This is a genomic window from Metabacillus idriensis, from assembly GCF_009674765.1.
GTDB classification, from domain to species: Bacteria; Bacillota; Bacilli; order Bacillales; family Bacillaceae; genus Bacillus_P; species Bacillus_P idriensis.
This window is the reverse complement of sequence record NZ_WKKF01000006.1, coordinates 74,211-91,791: the sequence shown is the minus strand read 5'-3', so window position 1 is coordinate 91,791 and position 17,581 is coordinate 74,211. Positions and strand designations below refer to the sequence as shown.

At 40.6% G+C, this 17,581-nt stretch carries 22 protein-coding genes and 1 other RNA gene; 7 read left to right on the top strand and 16 right to left on the bottom strand.

Going from position 1 to position 17,581, the window contains the following annotated elements; genetic code table 11:
• Positions 1-92 precede the first annotated feature (92 nt).
• The 11 genes from GJU41_RS17520 to GJU41_RS17470 form a co-directional block, all read right to left on the bottom strand.
• The gene (locus GJU41_RS17520) at positions 93-1,562 is read right to left on the bottom strand and encodes a carboxypeptidase M32 (protein WP_070876321.1); all 1,470 of its coding nucleotides are present in this window, start codon (positions 1,560-1,562) and stop codon (positions 93-95) included.
• A 486-nt stretch (positions 1,563-2,048) separates the two neighbouring features.
• Positions 2,049-3,986, bottom strand: a complete 1,938-nt coding sequence (locus GJU41_RS17515) for an ATP-dependent DNA helicase (protein ID WP_070876293.1) — start codon at positions 3,984-3,986, stop codon at positions 2,049-2,051.
• 174 nt (positions 3,987-4,160) lie between these two features.
• Positions 4,161-4,352 carry a hypothetical protein gene (locus GJU41_RS17510; RefSeq protein WP_070876295.1) on the bottom strand — a complete coding sequence of 64 codons (192 nt, stop codon included), beginning with the start codon at positions 4,350-4,352 and terminating at the stop codon, positions 4,161-4,163.
• A 60-nt stretch (positions 4,353-4,412) separates the two neighbouring features.
• Positions 4,413-5,564, bottom strand: a complete 1,152-nt coding sequence (locus GJU41_RS17505) for a THUMP domain-containing class I SAM-dependent RNA methyltransferase (protein ID WP_070876297.1) — start codon at positions 5,562-5,564, stop codon at positions 4,413-4,415.
• A gap of 139 nt (positions 5,565-5,703) precedes the next feature.
• Positions 5,704-6,097: RNase P RNA component class B (gene rnpB, locus GJU41_RS17500), an RNA gene on the bottom strand.
• A gap of 67 nt (positions 6,098-6,164) precedes the next feature.
• Positions 6,165-6,470 (bottom strand): cell division regulator GpsB, encoded by a 306-nt coding sequence (gene gpsB / locus GJU41_RS17495; RefSeq protein ID WP_070876299.1) that lies wholly within the window; start codon positions 6,468-6,470, stop codon positions 6,165-6,167.
• A 76-nt stretch (positions 6,471-6,546) separates the two neighbouring features.
• Positions 6,547-7,113, bottom strand: a complete 567-nt coding sequence (locus tag GJU41_RS17490) for an SLOG family protein (protein WP_070876301.1) — start codon at positions 7,111-7,113, stop codon at positions 6,547-6,549.
• Between the two features lie 68 nt (positions 7,114-7,181).
• Complete coding sequence (locus tag GJU41_RS25275) at positions 7,182-7,583, bottom strand: spore coat protein (RefSeq protein ID WP_282958546.1); 402 nt, start codon at positions 7,581-7,583, stop codon at positions 7,182-7,184.
• Between the two features lie 344 nt (positions 7,584-7,927).
• Positions 7,928-9,172, bottom strand: a complete 1,245-nt coding sequence (locus GJU41_RS17480; RefSeq protein ID WP_070876303.1) for a ribonuclease H-like domain-containing protein — start codon at positions 9,170-9,172, stop codon at positions 7,928-7,930.
• Positions 9,163-11,448 carry a DEAD/DEAH box helicase gene (locus GJU41_RS17475; RefSeq protein WP_154319172.1) on the bottom strand — a complete coding sequence of 762 codons (2,286 nt, stop codon included), beginning with the start codon at positions 11,446-11,448 and terminating at the stop codon, positions 9,163-9,165. The genes GJU41_RS17480 and GJU41_RS17475 overlap by 10 nt, the downstream gene beginning before the upstream one ends.
• 201 nt (positions 11,449-11,649) lie before the next feature.
• Entirely contained in the window at positions 11,650-12,150 is a 501-nt protein-coding gene (locus GJU41_RS17470; protein WP_070876306.1) for a PTS sugar transporter subunit IIA, read from the bottom strand.
• Positions 12,151-12,341: 191 nt separating this feature from the next.
• Between GJU41_RS17470 and GJU41_RS17465 the strand changes: the two genes are divergently transcribed.
• The 4 genes from GJU41_RS17465 to GJU41_RS24700 all read left to right on the top strand — a co-directional run bounded on the left by GJU41_RS17465 (position 12,342) and on the right by GJU41_RS24700 (position 13,394).
• Complete coding sequence (locus GJU41_RS17465; protein ID WP_154319171.1) at positions 12,342-12,743, top strand: Hsp20/alpha crystallin family protein; 402 nt, start codon at positions 12,342-12,344, stop codon at positions 12,741-12,743.
• A 78-nt stretch (positions 12,744-12,821) separates the two neighbouring features.
• Positions 12,822-12,980, top strand: a complete 159-nt coding sequence (locus tag GJU41_RS24705; RefSeq protein WP_170292822.1) for a hypothetical protein — start codon at positions 12,822-12,824, stop codon at positions 12,978-12,980.
• Positions 12,981-12,982: 2 nt separating this feature from the next.
• Positions 12,983-13,234 carry a sporulation protein gene (locus GJU41_RS17460; protein WP_154319170.1) on the top strand — a complete coding sequence of 84 codons (252 nt, stop codon included), beginning with the start codon at positions 12,983-12,985 and terminating at the stop codon, positions 13,232-13,234.
• A 10-nt stretch (positions 13,235-13,244) separates the two neighbouring features.
• Positions 13,245-13,394 carry a hypothetical protein gene (locus GJU41_RS24700; protein WP_170292821.1) on the top strand — a complete coding sequence of 50 codons (150 nt, stop codon included), beginning with the start codon at positions 13,245-13,247 and terminating at the stop codon, positions 13,392-13,394.
• A 23-nt stretch (positions 13,395-13,417) separates the two neighbouring features.
• Here GJU41_RS24700 and GJU41_RS17455 read toward each other — a convergent pair whose 3' ends face one another.
• Together GJU41_RS17455 and GJU41_RS17450 are read right to left on the bottom strand one after the other, a co-directional pair.
• Positions 13,418-13,720 carry a phage holin family protein gene (locus GJU41_RS17455; protein ID WP_224771119.1) on the bottom strand — a complete coding sequence of 101 codons (303 nt, stop codon included), beginning with the start codon at positions 13,718-13,720 and terminating at the stop codon, positions 13,418-13,420.
• A 45-nt stretch (positions 13,721-13,765) separates the two neighbouring features.
• The gene (locus tag GJU41_RS17450; protein ID WP_070876312.1) at positions 13,766-14,218 is read right to left on the bottom strand and encodes a YppG family protein; all 453 of its coding nucleotides are present in this window, start codon (positions 14,216-14,218) and stop codon (positions 13,766-13,768) included.
• 180 nt (positions 14,219-14,398) lie between these two features.
• On the opposite strand from GJU41_RS17450, the gene yppF reads away from it, so the two are divergent.
• Positions 14,399-14,593: a YppF family protein gene (yppF, locus tag GJU41_RS17445; RefSeq protein ID WP_083328180.1), complete on the top strand. Its 195-nt coding sequence runs from the start codon at positions 14,399-14,401 to the stop codon at positions 14,591-14,593.
• Positions 14,594-14,715: 122 nt separating this feature from the next.
• Positions 14,716-14,892 (top strand): hypothetical protein, encoded by a 177-nt coding sequence (locus GJU41_RS24695; RefSeq protein WP_165970867.1) that lies wholly within the window; start codon positions 14,716-14,718, stop codon positions 14,890-14,892.
• Between the two features lie 270 nt (positions 14,893-15,162).
• Here the strand turns inward: GJU41_RS24695 and GJU41_RS17440 are convergent, their stop codons facing one another.
• Positions 15,163-15,531: a DUF1798 family protein gene (locus GJU41_RS17440; RefSeq protein WP_070876315.1), complete on the bottom strand. Its 369-nt coding sequence runs from the start codon at positions 15,529-15,531 to the stop codon at positions 15,163-15,165.
• 66 nt (positions 15,532-15,597) lie between these two features.
• Positions 15,598-15,846 (bottom strand): hypothetical protein, encoded by a 249-nt coding sequence (locus GJU41_RS17435; protein WP_070876317.1) that lies wholly within the window; start codon positions 15,844-15,846, stop codon positions 15,598-15,600.
• A gap of 194 nt (positions 15,847-16,040) precedes the next feature.
• Between GJU41_RS17435 and sspM the strand changes: the two genes are divergently transcribed.
• Positions 16,041-16,145 carry an acid-soluble spore protein SspM gene (gene sspM / locus GJU41_RS17430; RefSeq protein ID WP_070876319.1) on the top strand — a complete coding sequence of 35 codons (105 nt, stop codon included), beginning with the start codon at positions 16,041-16,043 and terminating at the stop codon, positions 16,143-16,145.
• Between the two features lie 387 nt (positions 16,146-16,532).
• Here sspM and GJU41_RS17425 read toward each other — a convergent pair whose 3' ends face one another.
• Positions 16,533-17,540 (bottom strand): DUF2515 domain-containing protein, encoded by a 1,008-nt coding sequence (locus tag GJU41_RS17425; protein ID WP_070878082.1) that lies wholly within the window; start codon positions 17,538-17,540, stop codon positions 16,533-16,535.
• Positions 17,541-17,581 lie beyond the last annotated feature (41 nt).

Sequence of the window (17,581 nt, the reverse complement as noted above, 5' to 3'; positions counted from 1 at the left end):
AAAATATGCATTGTAAACTTAAGAAATGGCTTCACCTTATACTTTCTATGCACAAAAGACCGCACAACTATTAATGTGCGGTCTAACTGATTTTATTTTGCAGCTTCCAGCTGGTAAAGCTTCGCATATTTCGATTCAAGATGCTCGATTAAATATTTGGCATTCAGGCCTTCTCCTGTCACATCATGAAGAATTTCAAGCGGCTGTTTCATTTTTCCATATTGATGGATGTGTTCTGTAAGCCAGTTTTTAATGGTGACGAATTCTCCATTTTCAACAAGCTCATCAAAATTTGGAAGGTCTTTCAGCATCGCATGTTTAAACTGTGCTGCATACATATATCCCAATGCGTATGAAGGGAAATAGCCGAACATTCCGCCAGACCAGTGCACATCCTGAAGAACGCCTTCTCCGTCATTTGAAGGAGTTATCCCTAAGTATTCTTCGTATTTCTCATTCCATATACGCGGAAGATCTTCAACTTCAATCTCGTCATTAAATAAACCTTTTTCAATTTCATAGCGGATCATAATATGAAGCGGATAGGTCAGCTCATCTGCTTCTATTCGAATAAGTGAAGGCTTAGATTCGTTTACGGCTCTATAAAAATCCTCTAAAGAGACATCATCGAATTGACCTCCTGCATGCTGTTTCAATGAATCATAGTAGCGATTCCAGAAACCTGGATTTTTCCCTATGAATTTTTCATAGAAGAGTGATTGTGATTCATGAATTCCCATTGAAGTTCCGTCACACAGCAGTGTGCCTTCAAGCTCTTCAGAAATATTCTGTTCATATAAGGCGTGCCCGCACTCATGAATGGTGCCGAATAAAGCTGTGCGGAAATCCTTCTCCGCATACTTCGTTGTAACCCTCACATCCCCGCGGTTTAAACTGATGGCAAATGGATGAACTGTTTCATCCAATCGGCCAGCTTCAAAGTCATAGCCAAGCTCTTTTAAGAAAAATTCAGAGATTTGACGCTGCTTATCTTTTGAAATCGGCTCATACAAAAAGCCGGTTTCTGGCTGATTAGGAGACTCTGTAATCCTCTTTACCAGCGGAACAATGCGTTCTCTGAGTTCTCCAAATACACGGTCAAGCACTTCCACCGATACACCTGGCTCATATTGATCGAGGAAAGTATCGTATTTGTTTTCTTTATATCCCCAGTATTTAAGGAACTTTTTGTTCGTTTCAACAAGCTTTTTTAAGTATGGAGCAAACAAGCTGAAATCAGATTGATCTTTTGCTTCCTCCCATACCGATTCTGCTTTTGATTTAAGAATGACGTATTCTTTGTATTCATCCTGCGGTATCACTTTGCTGAGCTTGTATTCTTTCTCGCACTCCAGTGCTGCTTTATAGGCAATTTCTGAAACTTCTTCTTTCGCCTGTAAAACTTGATCAATATATGATCTCATTTGATCAGACGTTGCCATTTGAAAAACTTCTGTAGAAAGGACACCAATTGCCTGTGAACGCTGCTCAACCGCTTTCTTTGGAGCTCCCGTTCTAAGATCCCAGAACATGAGAGAAATCGCTTCATTATAGCTTTTCATTTTTTGAAGATACTCTAAAAATTCTTTTTCAACGGATTGAATGGACAATCTGCTCACCCCTTGATTTTTATGTAAATAAATAGTAATAATTTTCTAACATTTTCAGATTAAATGATGGGAAAGGCTTTTGTCAATCTTTTTATCGACTGGATAGTCTGTTTAGAGAGAAATAAAAAAGAGGTTGTTCAGAAAGTCTGGATTCATAAAAATTGTTGTTTTCGATTATAAATGTTGTCCGTTCCTCTCCGCTCCAGGAACTTGCTTTCCGCGGGGAGCGTGGAAGCCTCCTCGGCGAGCCTGCGGGGTCTTCCATTTCGCTCTATTTCCTGCAGGAGTCAAGTTTATCCGCCACAATCCACTTAAGATTTTTCACATGCAGTCTAAAAACAACAAAGTTTACGAAAAGAAACTACAGAAAAAAGCAGGCAGGAAATACCATTTGTTTTTCCTGCCTGCTTCATTTTATAGACTTATTGAACAATCCCTCTACACCATTTCAGGCTCAACCGGCAATACGGCTGTCACCTGATCTAATACTTTTATATCGCGTTCATTTGAAAGGTAAATCGAGATTTCTCCCTGATCGGTGCTTGTTCTGATCAGACGCCCGATGCCCTGCTTCAGTCTTAATATCATGTAAGGCATGTCTACCTCAGCAAATGGATTCGCTGAGCTGCCCCGTTTTGATTCAAAAACAGGATCTATTGGAGGAAACGGCAATGACCAAATGATCACATTAGACAGTGATGCACCTGGAATATCGAGTCCTTCCCATAAATGCACGGCACATAAAATGGAGGTTTCGTCATTTTGGAATTCAGATACAAGCTGGCTGATTTCCTGATCTCCTTCAAATAGGAACGAGAATTCAGTGTTCTGTTCACTTATAAATTGCTTAAAGACTTCGAGCTCGTTCATGGCACTGAACAGGATGAGTGCACGGCCGCCGGTCTTATTAACTTTTTCAAGAGTCTGAACACACTTCAATTTATTTAAATCAAGTGCTGCTGATAGATCGTGGAGCTTTATTTTCATATTTTCTTCATAATCAAATGGCGACTCCACTGTGAGAGACAAGTAATCTTTAATGCCCAGACTTCCGGCAATGAAATCAAATGATTTATTGTTAGATAGCGTGGCAGAAGAGAAAATATACGGTTTTTTCTGTGAAAATACTTTTTCACTCAGCACTTCTTCAACAGTCCGCGGCATAATAATCAGCGAAAAATCCTGCTCGCCGCTTTCAATCCAGTGAATGGCTCCGCTCTGCTTATTAAAGAGAGAGATGGAGAATTCCATCGAATCCAAGTACTCTTCGACAATTTTAAGCTCATAAGAATCAATGGTGTACATTTCGCTTTCAAAAACAAGTGCTTCCCCGATTTCAGCAAGAAGCCGGTGGAGCTGAATGCCCTGCTTCTTTAATGTATCATTCATGATAATTTTCGAGCGGTGCGACCCGGGAACTTCTTCAGATGCATCCAGCAGGCTGTCGAAAAACTCTTCATTGACTACAAGTGTGTCCTCCACTAAGTGAGCGAATTCCTCACGGATATCATTCTGGAGCAGTCTTTCCAGCAAAACGGCAAGTGTGCTGCTTTTTACTCTGTATGTTAAGGCCTTTTGCGCCGCATATTCCAGTAGATGGCCTTCGTCAAAAACGACAGAGCTGTGCTCCGGAAGAAGCGGCAGCTGGCCTTCGCGTTTTCTGGAATCAAATGTCCATATATGCTCCATATAGAAATCATGTGAGCAGACAATCAAATCTGCTGCTTTTCTGTAATGATCGCGTGAAAGAGTCAGGCCGCAGCGATGCCTTTGATCGCATGACAGACAATCCTGAAACGAATCATAATTGACAGTGTTCCACTCTTCATCAGATAAATGAGCATATTCTTTTCTGTCGCCATAATGGCTGAAAGATTGCATCCCCGCTTTTTCATGCACAAACGACGGCAATGATTCAAATAAATCAAGATAAAGATCATCACCGGTACGCTGAATCGTTTGATCCAGTTTTTTTAGACATAAATACTGATCCTGTGATTTCCCAAGACGCACATCAATATTCAAGTCCAAATGCTTGCGGAGCTTGGCAATATCGCCCTCATTTTTAACAAGCTGTTCGATGAGTGTTTCATCAGCACAAGCAATGATGGCTGGTTTTCCTGTGTATCTTGCATAGCTTATTGCATAAAGCAAATAAACAAGAGTTTTACCCGTTCCTACTCCCGCTTCAGCAAACATGACATTTTTTTCCCGGAACGCACGTTCAAGCTGAAACGCCATAAATATTTGTTCATCTCTAAGTTCAAAGCCTTTTTCAGGCAAAATATCATAAAAAACATCGCCGATCCAGTTATTTAATCCTTCATAGAAGGTTTCATTCTTTGATACGGCAAAAGGCAGACGTGACGTCGGCATGTATCAGATCCCCCACATTCTTTTATACTCGAAAGGTCATTATTTCACTTAACGCACTCATAGTCAAGAATTCATGACTATGAGTAAACGCAAGAATAAGATTGGTTTTTATATTGCGAGTGCTGCCTTTTCCCACTAAAAAAGATAGGCTTTCATCATGAGAAAGCCTATCTCTTAACGGTCATAAAGTGTATCGATCATCACTTTCTGATCAATAGCAGAGGCGTGGGCAACAGCTTTTAGAAAATCAGCGCGAGCATTGCTGAGCGAAGCATGAGCTGCTGCGTCCTGGCCATTTTCTATGAGCGATAGATAGGAAGACGACAGCGCCTTCGATATTAAGTTAAAGTCTTCGTTTACGTGCAAAAAGACCACTCCCCTGAATTTTATCAATACTGATTCTAGTGTATTCAAGGGAGGATCAATCTATACCTGTTTCTTTTCACGGGGAGGACGTTTCCCCCAGAATTGATAATAATCTGTTTCGATAAATCCATTAAAGAGTTTTCGTTTTTTTGTAGCCTGTCTGCCGTAATATTGCTCAAATCCTTTATGGGAAGTCAGCATATATACAGACCATGTATCATGAGGAGCAAGTGCCCGTCCTAATTCCTTATACATCTGCTCTACTTCTTCTTTTTCGCCGAGACGTTCTCCGTACGGAGGATTGCCGACGATAACGCCGTACTCTTTTCTCGTCGTAAAGTCACTTACTTGCATTTGTTTAAACTGAATGATGCCGCCAAGTCCGGCTTCATCCGCGTTTTCTTCAGCTATGCGGATCATGCGGTGATCGATATCATAGCCTGCAATGTCAAGAGGAATATCATAGTTGGCCAGGTCCTCAGCTTCCACTCTTGCATTGTTCCAGTGCTGCTTATCAATCCAGTTCCATTGTTCAGATACAAATTCACGATTAAAACCAGGTGCAATGTTCTGTCCAATTAAAGCTGCTTCAATAGGAATCGTGCCTGAACCGCAAAATAGATCCGCAAATGGGCGGTCCGGTGTCCAGTTGGTCAGCATGACTAGAGCGGCTGCCAATGTTTCTTTTAATGGAGCTCCGCCCTGATCAAGCCTGAAGCCTCTTTTATGGAGACCTGCGCCGCTTGAGTCAATCGTCAGCGTGGCAACATCTTTTAACAGAGCAATTTCCACTTTATAAAGAGGGCCGGATTCCTCGTACCAGTCAGACGCAATTTTATGATCGCTTTTCAATTTTTCAACAATTGCCTTTTTTACAATCCGCTGACAGTCAGAAACACTGAACAGCTTTGATTTTACTGATTTTCCTGTGACAGGGAATTCAGCTTGTGCAGGAATAATATCTCCCCAGTTCAGCGCTTTTGTCTTTTCAAAAAGTTCATCAAAAGAATAGGCTTTGAATTCACCTACTTTTAATTTGACCCGGTCTGCTGTGCGGAGCCATAAATTTACCCGCGGAATGTCTTTTGCTTCTGCCTCGAATGTAACCTTGCCGTTTTCTGTCGTGCATTCATAGCCAAGATCACGCACCTCTTTTGCAACCAGAGCTTCAAGGCCCATTGCTGCAGTAGCAATTAATGTGACTTTTTCCATGAAATCACCTTCTTTTCTGTAAGATCGTACAGCTAACTCAACCTTCTGTAAGCTTGTTTAACCGAATTTTTATGTAAATGAAAAGCTCTCATCTAAGTGAAGAGAGCCTGTTTCGCATTTATAGTAACCTGTAATAACGTTCTGTAAGCCATGTTTTGTCCCTTTGTACTGCAAACGGCCGGTATCACCTCGTACTCCGGTGGTAATCATCTATCTACAGAAGCGAATCGCTTCCGGCCTTCTCCTTGTTCAGTTCCTAAGAGAAGGTGCCCCTACCTATATTTGGGTTTCTCGCTCGAGGGGTTTACCGCGTTCCACTCTTTCGGTTTCCCAAAAGACTACGTCACTGTGGCACTTTCAAGGTAGTAAAGCCGTATCCCAAATGGGACTTAGGCTTGTTCCCTGCCGTCAGCCAAATCTTTGGCTGCCCTAGCTTATGACTTCGCTAGGCACGAACACTACGGGCATCTCAGCACCGTGCGAGCATGGACTTTCCTCTACAGCCCTAAAGACTGCAGCGATTACCTGAACGTTATTATTTTAACAGCAAATATTAGTATAGTGAAATTAAGAGATTAATGCAAGTGTAAATAAATGGAATCAATCGTACAGCTTGCTGCCGAAAACGTGTTTCTCTAAATTTGATAAACGTTTAAGAATATCAAAGTTCGTTGTATTTGTTTGAACCGGCTGCGCTTGTTTGCGATTAAAAGAATCTTCAAGCTGCTTAGTCAAACGAAGATTTTCCTGCTGCAGCTCTTCAATTTCCTGATGAAACGTTTCATAATCCTTAATTACCAAGTCTAAAAATTTATCAACGTCTTCCTGTTTGTAGCCGCGCATACCCTGTTTAAATTCTTTTTCTAAAATTTCTTTAGCCGTTAATTTAATTTTATCAGAAAGCATCTCTTTCACCTCGTCACACTGAAATCATCTTTACATATTTTTTCACATCTTGATTGCAATTGTCAATTTCTCTTCGCTAACTTGACCAGAATCCATCCGATTTGCTCTGTTCTTCTTCTACAATCATTTGCAGGTCTGAAAAAGAAATCATCATTAATGAATATTCGTTTGCTTCCGCCTTTTTTCTGGCCGTATCAAGCAAAAATTTTGGAGATCCTTGATTTTCTTCATCATAAACAAGAAGCAAACCTTGACTTTTTGAAACAAAAAACTCATTTTTCAAGCGAAACTGATTTGGATTTTCGTATTTTCGTTTTGTTATACTGTCAACAAAATCGGCTTGAGACAGAATGAATTCATAGTATTCTTTATTGTCGTCATTCCACTTCTCTTCCTGATCCAAAAAAGGTGTTAGCACACCCAGCTTTAGTTCATCATACTCCAACTGCAAATCAAAGACAACCTCTGCGGCCCATAGCTCAACACCAAGCTGTCCGCTTATCAATACCCATTCTAAGCCGTCATCAATCATCTGACGCAATGACTTTTCTATTGCTTTTTTAATATACCCGATGGCTGGATCATCTTTTTTAAAAATGCCAAGTTCAAAAGGCTTGTAGCCGGAAACTGTTACTACCTTCATCTATGTATCGTCTCCCTTCAAAAGAAGATAGGAGCTGACACCCTAGCATCAGCTCCTACTATCTGAGGTTAACGGCCGTAAGGACTAAATGGTGGTCTTGGACCGCCGCCGCAGTTAAATTGTTGGTTTGAAACTTGATTTGCCATAGATTGTGTTTGAGGGAAAAAATGTTTATGCTGAACCATTTGATGGTTTACTACAGTAGTATGGGTTGGATGAATGTGCGGAACGACTGTTGTAGAAAATGTGTGCTGTACACAGCATTTTGTCGGATGGACAATCGGCGGACACATTTTAGTTGGTCCCATTGGTCCCATTTGAGCTCCGCCAACCATATTCGGTGCAGGCATATTTGGTCCCATTTGAGCTCCGCCCACAGCAGGCATATTCGGTCCCATCGGTGACACCATGTTTGGCATATTCGGTCCCATTGGAGAAACCATATTTGGCATATTGTTATTAGGCATCATATTTGTTAGACTCCTTTCCTTCATTTCTTATCTGTCTTACAGTGATAGTCTATGAAGAAAAGTGTGTACATGTACTGATGCATTAACCTATTTTTTACAAGAAAGCGTAGAAAGTGTCTTTGAAGTTTGAAAAGATAAAAACAGTTGCAAATAAAACGATGAAAAACAAGTAGAAAATCCCTTTGTACATATTCCGTTCACCCCATGCAGATAGTGTTTACAGTCCTTAATTTTACACACATCTACACCATTCTACAATTACCTATTTTAATCTTTGCAAAATTTCACAATATCGACAAATTCTTTGCGAAAAACCGCTGATTTTGCGCTTCCCCGGGGAATAATTACCTGTTTTTATTTCCTAATCGTTTCATTCTTTTTAAGAGTTCAAGCTTCTCTTTTTCCGAGTCCGTTTTTAATGCTTGATCTTTTGCCTTTATCGTCAAGTAAGCTGAAGTCGCATAAGACAGTGCTTTTTCATAATCCTTTTCTTTATGTTCATAATACTTGGCAAGCTCTACAGCAGCTTTCGCCTTCTGTTTCAAGCTTGGGCCCTCAGCAACGGACTGAAATAACGGCAGTGCTTCCAGCAGGTTTTTCTTCTTTTTTAAATGCATGGCCATTTCGAATTTCGCTTCAAATTCTTTCGCCTCACTGCGGTCAGCTACAGATTTGAATGTGTCGAAAGCTGTTTCTTGATCTCCGGCAGAAAGCAGCCATCTTGCCACTTCATATTGTTCTGTATCCGTCGCTTCGACACCCGGGAACAAGATTCGGTAAGAAAGATGAGTATACAAAGTAATCAAAGAAAGAATATCAATCTCATTATGAATCAGCACACCCTCAATATGATCAGGATCCTGCGACTGAACAAAGCTGAAATACAGCATAGGAGCAAGATAGCCAGGAACATCATGCTCACGTATAATACCCAGTATTTCTTTCTCTACAATGCTGAGTTTTACAGATTCCAAGCTTGTTTTCCATAATCTTCTCGCAGCATGAAACAAATCAAAATGACCGAAAGCTGGAAGGTTTGGCACTTGTTCGCGCACTAGAGTATGCCGTGTTTTCACCTGCGGCCAATCAAAGGCTTTCCCGTTATAGGTTACGAGAGTTTTCGTATTTACATCGCTTAAGAAGCTTTGATAAAGGGCGACTTCATTTCCCGGTTTAGGGAGAAAGTGCTGCTTAACTATCACTTTGTCATGGAAAACCTGTGCGTGTCCAAGCAGAAAGATTGTATTGCCTGCTCCGCCGCCGAGTCCCGTTGTTTCTGTATCAAAGAAAAATAATTCATAGGAATCATGGTCTTTAGATGATAATGGATGCTGGCTGTTTCTTTCATTCCAAAGAGAAACGGCTCTATGAAATTCACCCATCTGATAGAGACCGTGTTTATAATCCAGGGGATAAGTGCGTTCCCTGACCATGCAATACTCTCCATCAAACCAAAAAGGCAATGCATCCAGTGCGGCCCACTTTTCAAGGTTTGGAATCTCCTCTGAATGGGGCATCTGGGCAGTTTCCAAACTGCCTTCTAGCGACATATGTGTTTTTAATCGATTTAACTTTCCTTTTAATGACAAGGATTCTCTGCTCCTTTTAACTGTACTAATAATTGAAGGGTATCGGCTTTTTGATGGTCAGATCCTTCAAGTCCTGTGCAAGACGGGCATCCGGATTCACATGGACAGAAAGCAATCATCGCCATCGCTTCCTTCAGGACGATCTCCATTGTTTCAAATACTTTATTTGCAAGACCCACCCCGCCTGGATAGCGGTCATACAGAAATACGGTCGGCTGATCATTATGAGTTGCTTTCATTTGCGGAATGACACTGATATCGGATGGGTCACACATGACGCTTAATGGGACAATATGTTTAAGAGCATGTGCAATTCCAAGCAGCGCCTCCTCAAGCCTGTCTTTCTTCAGCGATTTTGCCAGTTCATCTGATAAACTGATCCAAGCAGCATTCGTATGAAGTTCTTCTTCAGGCAAATGAATGGGACCTGAACCGATATTTTCATGTGTATCAAATTTTATTTTTTTGAAAATCGTAGCCATCGCCTGAACGGTTACATCTCCAAAACCAAGCTGATGATTTTCATTGCTTCTTGATTTATCTTCCTCCAGCACTTTCAGCTGAACGGCAAGATTTGCATCTGTAAAATAATCAACATCCACTTCTCTCACAAACGCTTTTTTCTCTTCCCAATCTAGCTTCTCAACCTGATATTGAATTCCCTGATGCAGGTAGATGGCTTCATCATGGAGCAAAGTCATTGCGCTGAATCTGTCCATTTCCCCAATCACTTTAACGTGAGCGATGTTAGACTGGTCAACGATAATGACGTTTTCCTGAGAAGCTGATCTCAGACTGATATTATGGGCTGGAAATGAATCATTCATCCAGTGATAACGTTCCCGGTTGTAATAAAGCATCTTTTCTTCTGTCAAAAATTCAAGGATATCCTCTAGCTCAGCATTGCCGAAATTCTCGCCTTTTTTGAAAGGCAGTTCAAACGCCGCACATTTTACATGGTCTACTAAAACAATCAGATTATCAGGGTTAATAATAGCTGTTTCGGGATTTTGCTTAAAAAAGTAATCAGGGTTCTGAATGATATACTGGTCAATCGGCGTGGATCCTGCGACCATGACAATAAGCGCCTCTCCGCTTCTTCTGCCAGCTCTTCCCGCCTGCTGCCATGCACTTGCGATGGTTCCTGGATATCCAGTCATGATGCACACCTGAAGCTGACCGATATCTACTCCCAGTTCAAGGGCATTTGTACTGACCACACCAAGGATTTCACCATTTCTGAGCCCTTTTTCAATCTCCCGCCTCTGCTTTGGCAAATAGCCTCCTCGATATCCCCTTATCGTCTGTTTGCCGAGCTCGCCTTTAATAAGCTCCTGCAAATACGTTAAGATGATTTCAACCCGCACTCTGCTTCTTGCAAAAACGATTGTCTGAATCTTATTTTTTAATAGCTCGCTTGCAATTTTTCTGACCTCAAGCGTAGCGCTTTTTCGAATATTCAGCGGCTTATTCACGATAGGAGGATTGTAAAATAAAAAATGCTTTTTTCCTGATGGCGCACCGTTGTCATCAACAAGAGCCATCTCCTCCTCCAGCAAATTTTCTGCGAGCTCCTGCGGATTTGCAATCGTAGCAGATGTGCAAATAAACACCGGATCACTTCCATAAAAATGGCAGATGCGTTTCAATCTTCTTATCACATTGGCAACGTGGCTGCCGAAAATTCCCCTGTAAATATGAAGCTCATCTATGATGATATACTTTAAGTTCTCAAAAAGAGAAACCCATTTCGTATGGTGCGGCAAAATGGCAGAGTGGAGCATATCCGGATTTGTCATGACTATATGCCCCGCCTTGCGAATGACATTTCGGATGTTGGGGGCTGTGTCGCCGTCATACGTATAAGAATTAATATCCACTCCAAGCTCTGTAATTAGTTCGTTCAATTCACTTTTCTGATCCTGCGCAAGTGCTTTCGTCGGAAATAAATAGAGGGCTCTGCTCGTCTCATCATTTAGAATTTGCTGCAGGACCGGCAAGTTGTAACACAGTGTTTTCCCAGAAGCGGTCGGTGTCACAGCTACAAAACTTTTTTTCATATGGGCAAGCTCATAGGCTGTAGCCTGATGTGTATATAAATTATGTATGCCTCTAGCTGCAAGGGCTAATTTTAATTTTGGGTCTACTGAAGCAGGCATTACCGCCGTTTTTGCTTCTTTTGGCTGAATAGTATGAGCATGTACGACCTGATGTTTGAACTGCTCATCCTTTTTAAGAAATTCAATAACTTCTGCCAGTGACTGCTTTTTTCTCATGCGCTTCACCTCTCTCCTTATTCTAACAGAATAAACGTTCGTTTTTAAGCGAACCGTTCAAAATTAATTATTGGAAATTTTGATGAGCTTTGACGTGTAACCGAGTAATAAATAGTGTTGGCAAATCGACTCCTCCCATGACTTTCAGCATTATTTCCGCATTAAAAAAGCAGGCCGCAGCCCGCTTCATTGATCTCATTATTATTTCACTTTAATTTCAAAGACTTTATCAGAGCCGCCTTTAACCTCGCCTAATGGAGATTTTTGCACATTCTCAATGATATCGCCATTTGTGATGATAATCGGTGTAATTGTGCTCGCTGCTTTTTCTTTAATTAAATTCAGATCAAATGTAATCAATTTGTCTCCAGGTTTTACTTTGTCGCCTTCTTTTACAAATGCTTCAAAGCCTTCACCGTTCATCGCAACTGTTTCAAGTCCGATATGAAGCAGAATTTCCATGCCGGTTAAGCTTTTAATTCCAATCGCATGTTTTGTGTGGAAAAGCTGAATGATTTCTCCTTCAACTGGAGATACAAGTGTACCTTCAGAAGGTTCAATCGCCATTCCGTCACCCATCATTTTTTGAGAAAAAACCGGATCCGGAACATCTTCAAGGCCCAGCAACCTTCCTGTAAGAGGTGCGTAAACCGTTTCTTCTGTTTGCTTTTCAGTTTTTTTGCCAAATAATTTTTTCAGCATTTTCATTCTCCTTTTCTGCATTCGTTTCTACTATTAGAAATACCCTGTACCCCTGAATTTAAACGTTTCCCAAAGTGTGAAAAAGCCCGTCCCCAGTTTATTATCATTATTTAATCACAAAAAGCTTAAATCAAGCAACCAATTCTCGGTTTGATGCATAATTTAGCCTAAAAGAACGAGGAGAGAGTAAAATGAGTGAAAAAAAACAACATCCTCTTTATGAGCTCGCAGAACAATTTTTTGGCGAAAACTCATTTAAACAGGATTTAAATGAATTCGAAAAGATGTTTCGGCTAAAAAGCAGCGCATCCTATCTTAAAATTTCTCAGTTCGAAGAAAATGGCTATTATATTGTTAAAGCGGAGCTTCCCGGAATTAAAAAGGAACAAGTCAGCATTGATCTGCATGAATGTTATTTAACCCTTACTATTTCCCATCAGGAAGAAATCAACATCCAGCATACAGGCGGCTCCAGCATTTCCCAAACATGCGAGCATATCTCTAAAACAGTATTATTGCCTTTTGCTCCCGATAAAAATCAGTTAAAGACAACTTATAAAAACAGCGCTATGGTGATTTCATTTCCTGCTTGAGAGTCATTTCTCCCGTCCAAAAATTAACACTATAATTAAGCCCCTTCTATAAGAAACTATAATCAGGAGGTGCATGACATGCAAAATCAGCATTCGAAACGAATAAACGCAGAACCTTCAGATTCCCCAAGGCTTGTGATTAAGACAAATCTGGACTCTTCCACCCCTGCTGAAGAGAATCCCTATTTCTCCGGCAGCGATAAGGAAAAAGCAAAAAAATATTTTGAGGACCGCTGAGCATGGATAAATCACTGAGCTATTTGCGCGAAGTTCTGTCCAATTATCTGGAGGATCATGAAGTCAGCAGGCATTTATATCAAAAGCTGTCTCAGCAAGCCTTTGATGACGAAAAACATTTTGTGAGAGATTTATCTGAAAAAGAACTGTCATTTCTAAATAAAATGCTGCCTTATGAAATTAAGCACGCAATGGGTGAACAGGATTATGTGCGTGTTGATCAATTGAATGAAGTTTATGAGGAACTGCTGTAGAGGTGTTTGAATGAAAGAGAATGGATTTTTAAATACTAGCAAATACAGTAATACTGATATTGACAAAGTAAAACAGCTGAATGCGCAGTCAGGCCTGTCTTATCAGGAAGTTAAGCAGGCTCTGGCCCGGCAATTTGCATCAAAAAATAAAGAATCATAACAAACAAAAACGCGTGCTGCCTTTCACGCGTTTTTGTTTTGATCATCATTATCCCTTTCGACTACTGACTGTTTATATGCCTGATGAGTTGTAATCGCAGCACCAGCAGCAATAAATCCATTAGCAATGCTGCTTACAGAAAAGCCTAATGTAAAAATGCTTGCAATTATGCCCGCTCCAAGCAAAATCCAGACGATCATCCAATCTTGAACTTTTGGGGTCCTTTTTAAGGCATATCCCAAAATCATCAATGCTGGCACAACTATAACCAGCTGAGGATGAACGCTGATTTGATCAAACACGCTTGAAAGTGCACCTGTCACCACCTAGAACACCTCTTTTTCCATTAAAGTTCATGCAGGAAGCCCAATTTACACTTTAAACATGGAGGTAACACCTTTTACAAGCGAACTCATCTGGTTCACTGCACCCATCATCTGCCCTGCCGTATCCATCACTTTATTAAAATCCATTTGTCCGTCCGGTTTTTTAAATTGAGACATGACAGTTGAGATTCCTCCAGCCTGATTTTTAGCATTTGGCACAGGCTTTGGATAAGGATTTGCATACATGGCCTGCTGTATCATAGTCTGCGGCTGCTGCACCGGAAACCCTTGAGCTTGATAGCCATTCATATAAGGCGGTATTTGTCCCTGCTGATAGTAAGCTGGATTTTGCTGCATTTGTTGATAATTATGTTGAACCTGAGGTAAATATGTCGGGTTTTCATATGGAGGATACCCTTCATATGGATAGTAATAGCTGATTCTTTCTTCTTTTTTTCTTCTGCGGTTTTTAAATGAATTTTCTCCGGCTGAATACATGATTCATACCCCTTTCACATACATTAGGCTATTTCATAGGTATGCTGAAAAAAGAGCTCCCGTGCTTATCCTTCAAACTGAAAAAATATGTCAACTATTGTCGGAAGTTTAAATTTTACAAAAAATTAAGATAAATAAATGACATGATACGATATTAGCAAGGGGAATGGGAGGAGATACATGATGAATTTGAAAAGCATAAAAACTGCATTTTTTGAAGCGAAGCAATATGAACCGAATAGCATGGGCGAGCTCCTGAATTTTATTAAAACCATGTACATCAAAGGTGAATTATCCATCAGCGAATACAGAACTGCTGTCATGCTGCTTGAAACGTCTGATACATCTAATCCCGGACAGAAAGTAAACGCATAGCCAATATTTTCTTAAACAGAGAAGAAATCACTTCTCTGTTTTTTTCTTTTAAAATACATAATCCTGCTGAATGAAACCATATTATGAAGGACTCTTATATCAAAAACATGGAGGTTTTCTATATGGGAAGAGGCAAAGATTTCAATCACCAGAAAAAAGGACAGGATTTAACGATTTCAAAAAAAGGACAGCCTGTCGCTGCGAAGCATTCTAAAGATGTCGAATATGCAATTGAGCCTGTGGCAAGTGAGGGAGACCGTGCTGTGACCCTTCAAGAAGCACGCGAGATTGATGAATAAATGATGGAAACCGGCTCAATTTGGCCGGTTTCTTTTATAGGCTCTTTTTGTAAGGCTATTTTCGTAAACTTTGTTGCTTTTAGACTAAAACCTAAAGTGAATCTACTCTGCAGGCACTTGACTCATGCGGGAAAATAGAGGGAAATGGGAGACCTCACAGGCAAAGCCGAGGAGGCTCCCAGCCGGACCGCGGAAAGCAACGGACAACTATAATCAAAAACATCTATCAATGCGAAAGCCTTCTTTAACAATGAAAAAAAGCCCCCTCTTCTATAAGGAGCTTTCCGTCTGAATATGTGCAATGACTTGTTCAATCACATAGTCAATGGACTGTTTCATGTTTTTAAATCGTATTGGTTTTGACTCCTTATAAAAAGACTGCAGCACAAGCTGTTCGAAATTTTCTACTGTAGAGTCGATTTGAGCAGGAAATAAATATTTTGGTCTCGCCGTGATTCTCCATGTCAAGACATCTTCTTTCCACTCATTCATGATCGCCATCGCCTCTTCAAATGCAGGCTTTACTTCATTAAAGAAATCTACTTCATCCTTTTTTTTTGCATCATTTTCAAAACGGCTGACACATTCGCCTGTTATATGAAGGAGCTTATTTGAGTTATTCAGAATTTTTATATTCATGTTTTGCATCACCTCTCTGGGGTATCTTACCAAACATGAACCTAAAATTCCATTATCATCTGATCTCTAGTAACTTAATCGGTATCTCGGCTGAACTCTGGAGTTCGTGTCCTCCCTTATCCCTTCCTCGTTCAAAAACCTGCTAGCTTCCATTACATGCTGAGCAGCGCCTTCCATGTTCTTATACAGTTCTTCTTCACTTTGGCAGATTGTTTCCGTTACTCTTTTTTGTATGGCAAGTTCTAATTTCGTCATCTCTTCATCTAATTCCATCAATAATTTTTCTACAACCATCTTAGGTATGAGGTGCTCCACGCTGACTCCTCCTTTCAATCTACAGGTACTATTCGAGAAGCTTTTCCCTCCTCCCTTCAAGGGTGACAAAACTAGTTTCCATTCGCCAAAGAAAGAAGAAAATATTGGATAAAGCTTAATTTTCGACATTCCCTTATGCGACATTCTGCATGAAATCAATCTGCGTGCAAACAATACTGATAGGAGGTGGCAACATGGCAAAAGAAACGAAAAAGAAACAGCAAAAACAACAATCTCAGGCACCATCAAAAAACGACCTGGATAAAAAGCTCGGCGGGCCGAACCGCCCATCGACATAGAAAAGCGGAATCGCCCGTTTAGCTCCGACAGACAGATAAGGATCAGCCAGTGAAGGCGCTTTTTGCCTTTGCTGGATGAGCCGTTCTGGCCGAGGAGTTGGGCGATGGAGCTGGACAATGAGAAAAGCGGAGCCGACTGTTCAGGCCCGACAGACAGATAAGAATTCACCCGAAAAGTCCGGTTCCCGCCTTTTTGGGGGAATTTGTTCTGGCCGAGGGACTAGGAGGCGGAGCTAGACACTGTGTATTACGAAATTTCCGTTTAGCTCAGGCATGACAGATAAGGATCATCCAGTGAAAGCGCTTTTTGCCAATGCTTGCTGATCCGTTCTGGCCGAGGAGTTGGTCGATGGACCTGGCTTGCTGAAAAAAGAAAGCAAGGATCTATTAATCCTTGCTTCTTTTCTCTTTATCAATTACGTACTCATTCAGCAAAGAAAATGCATGCATTTGATTTTGTTTTTTTATAAGCCAATCTGTCATTTCGAATTCTTTTGGATTTGGCAGCGGGCTGTACCATTTTTTCATCGGCTGGCCATGAAACCAAATTCTTTCTTTTACGTCTAATTGGTGGGAGATTATCGGATAGGATGTTCTTAAATAAGGTGTGTCTCTTTTTCTTCCGTCGCTCAAGTACTTTTCATAATCAAATCTGGACCCTGTATGGGGTGTCCGTTCTGAAAAGTCCATAAAGTCCGGAAAATAATCGGGGTGAAAAAGCAGCCATGCTAAAGATCTTCCAAGCTTGATGCGACATTTCAGCTTTTTAAAATCGTGAACGGAAAAACCGAATAATCTGCCTTCTCTAGTAGGGAAAACGACTGTGCTAAAATGAAAGAGGTCCTGAAAGAAAAACAGCGGTGTATGAAAAACCTTTCTCTTAAAAATAGCCTTTTCGATAATTGGCTTCTGTATTAAATGCTGTTCATTAATAATCAGCGATGTCATTAAATATTCAATGTTTTTTTCTTCCCAAAAACCCTGCCATACTTTTTTCATAAACGGCGAAACATGGAATTCATCCAGCAAATGGAAAAGAGGCCTGCCTGCTTGTTTTGAAATCTCATATAGCAAGAGCTGGGGATAAGCATCGGAGAAAATGAGCCAGTTTGCATCTTCATAAGTCAGAAACAATGCCTTTATCATTTTTTTATTTATCATTTTTTGAAACCAAGTGCCCTTTAAATCCGTCATACAGTAGCCGGCATTCCGTGATACCATGCCAGCAAGAAATGCCCATCTTATTTCGGGATTTCTTTTAAAATATCGATTATAGCTTTCTGTTCTCGATATGTTGTCGTAATTTTTTTTTAATGTCGTATTCTTTATAAGTGCTATAATATTATTTTCTTCCATTGTTCTTTGTTTCGACGGGAAATCTTGATTGATGTGCATTCATTCACCTCACTTCTTATAGACTCTCCTGATTGAAGCCG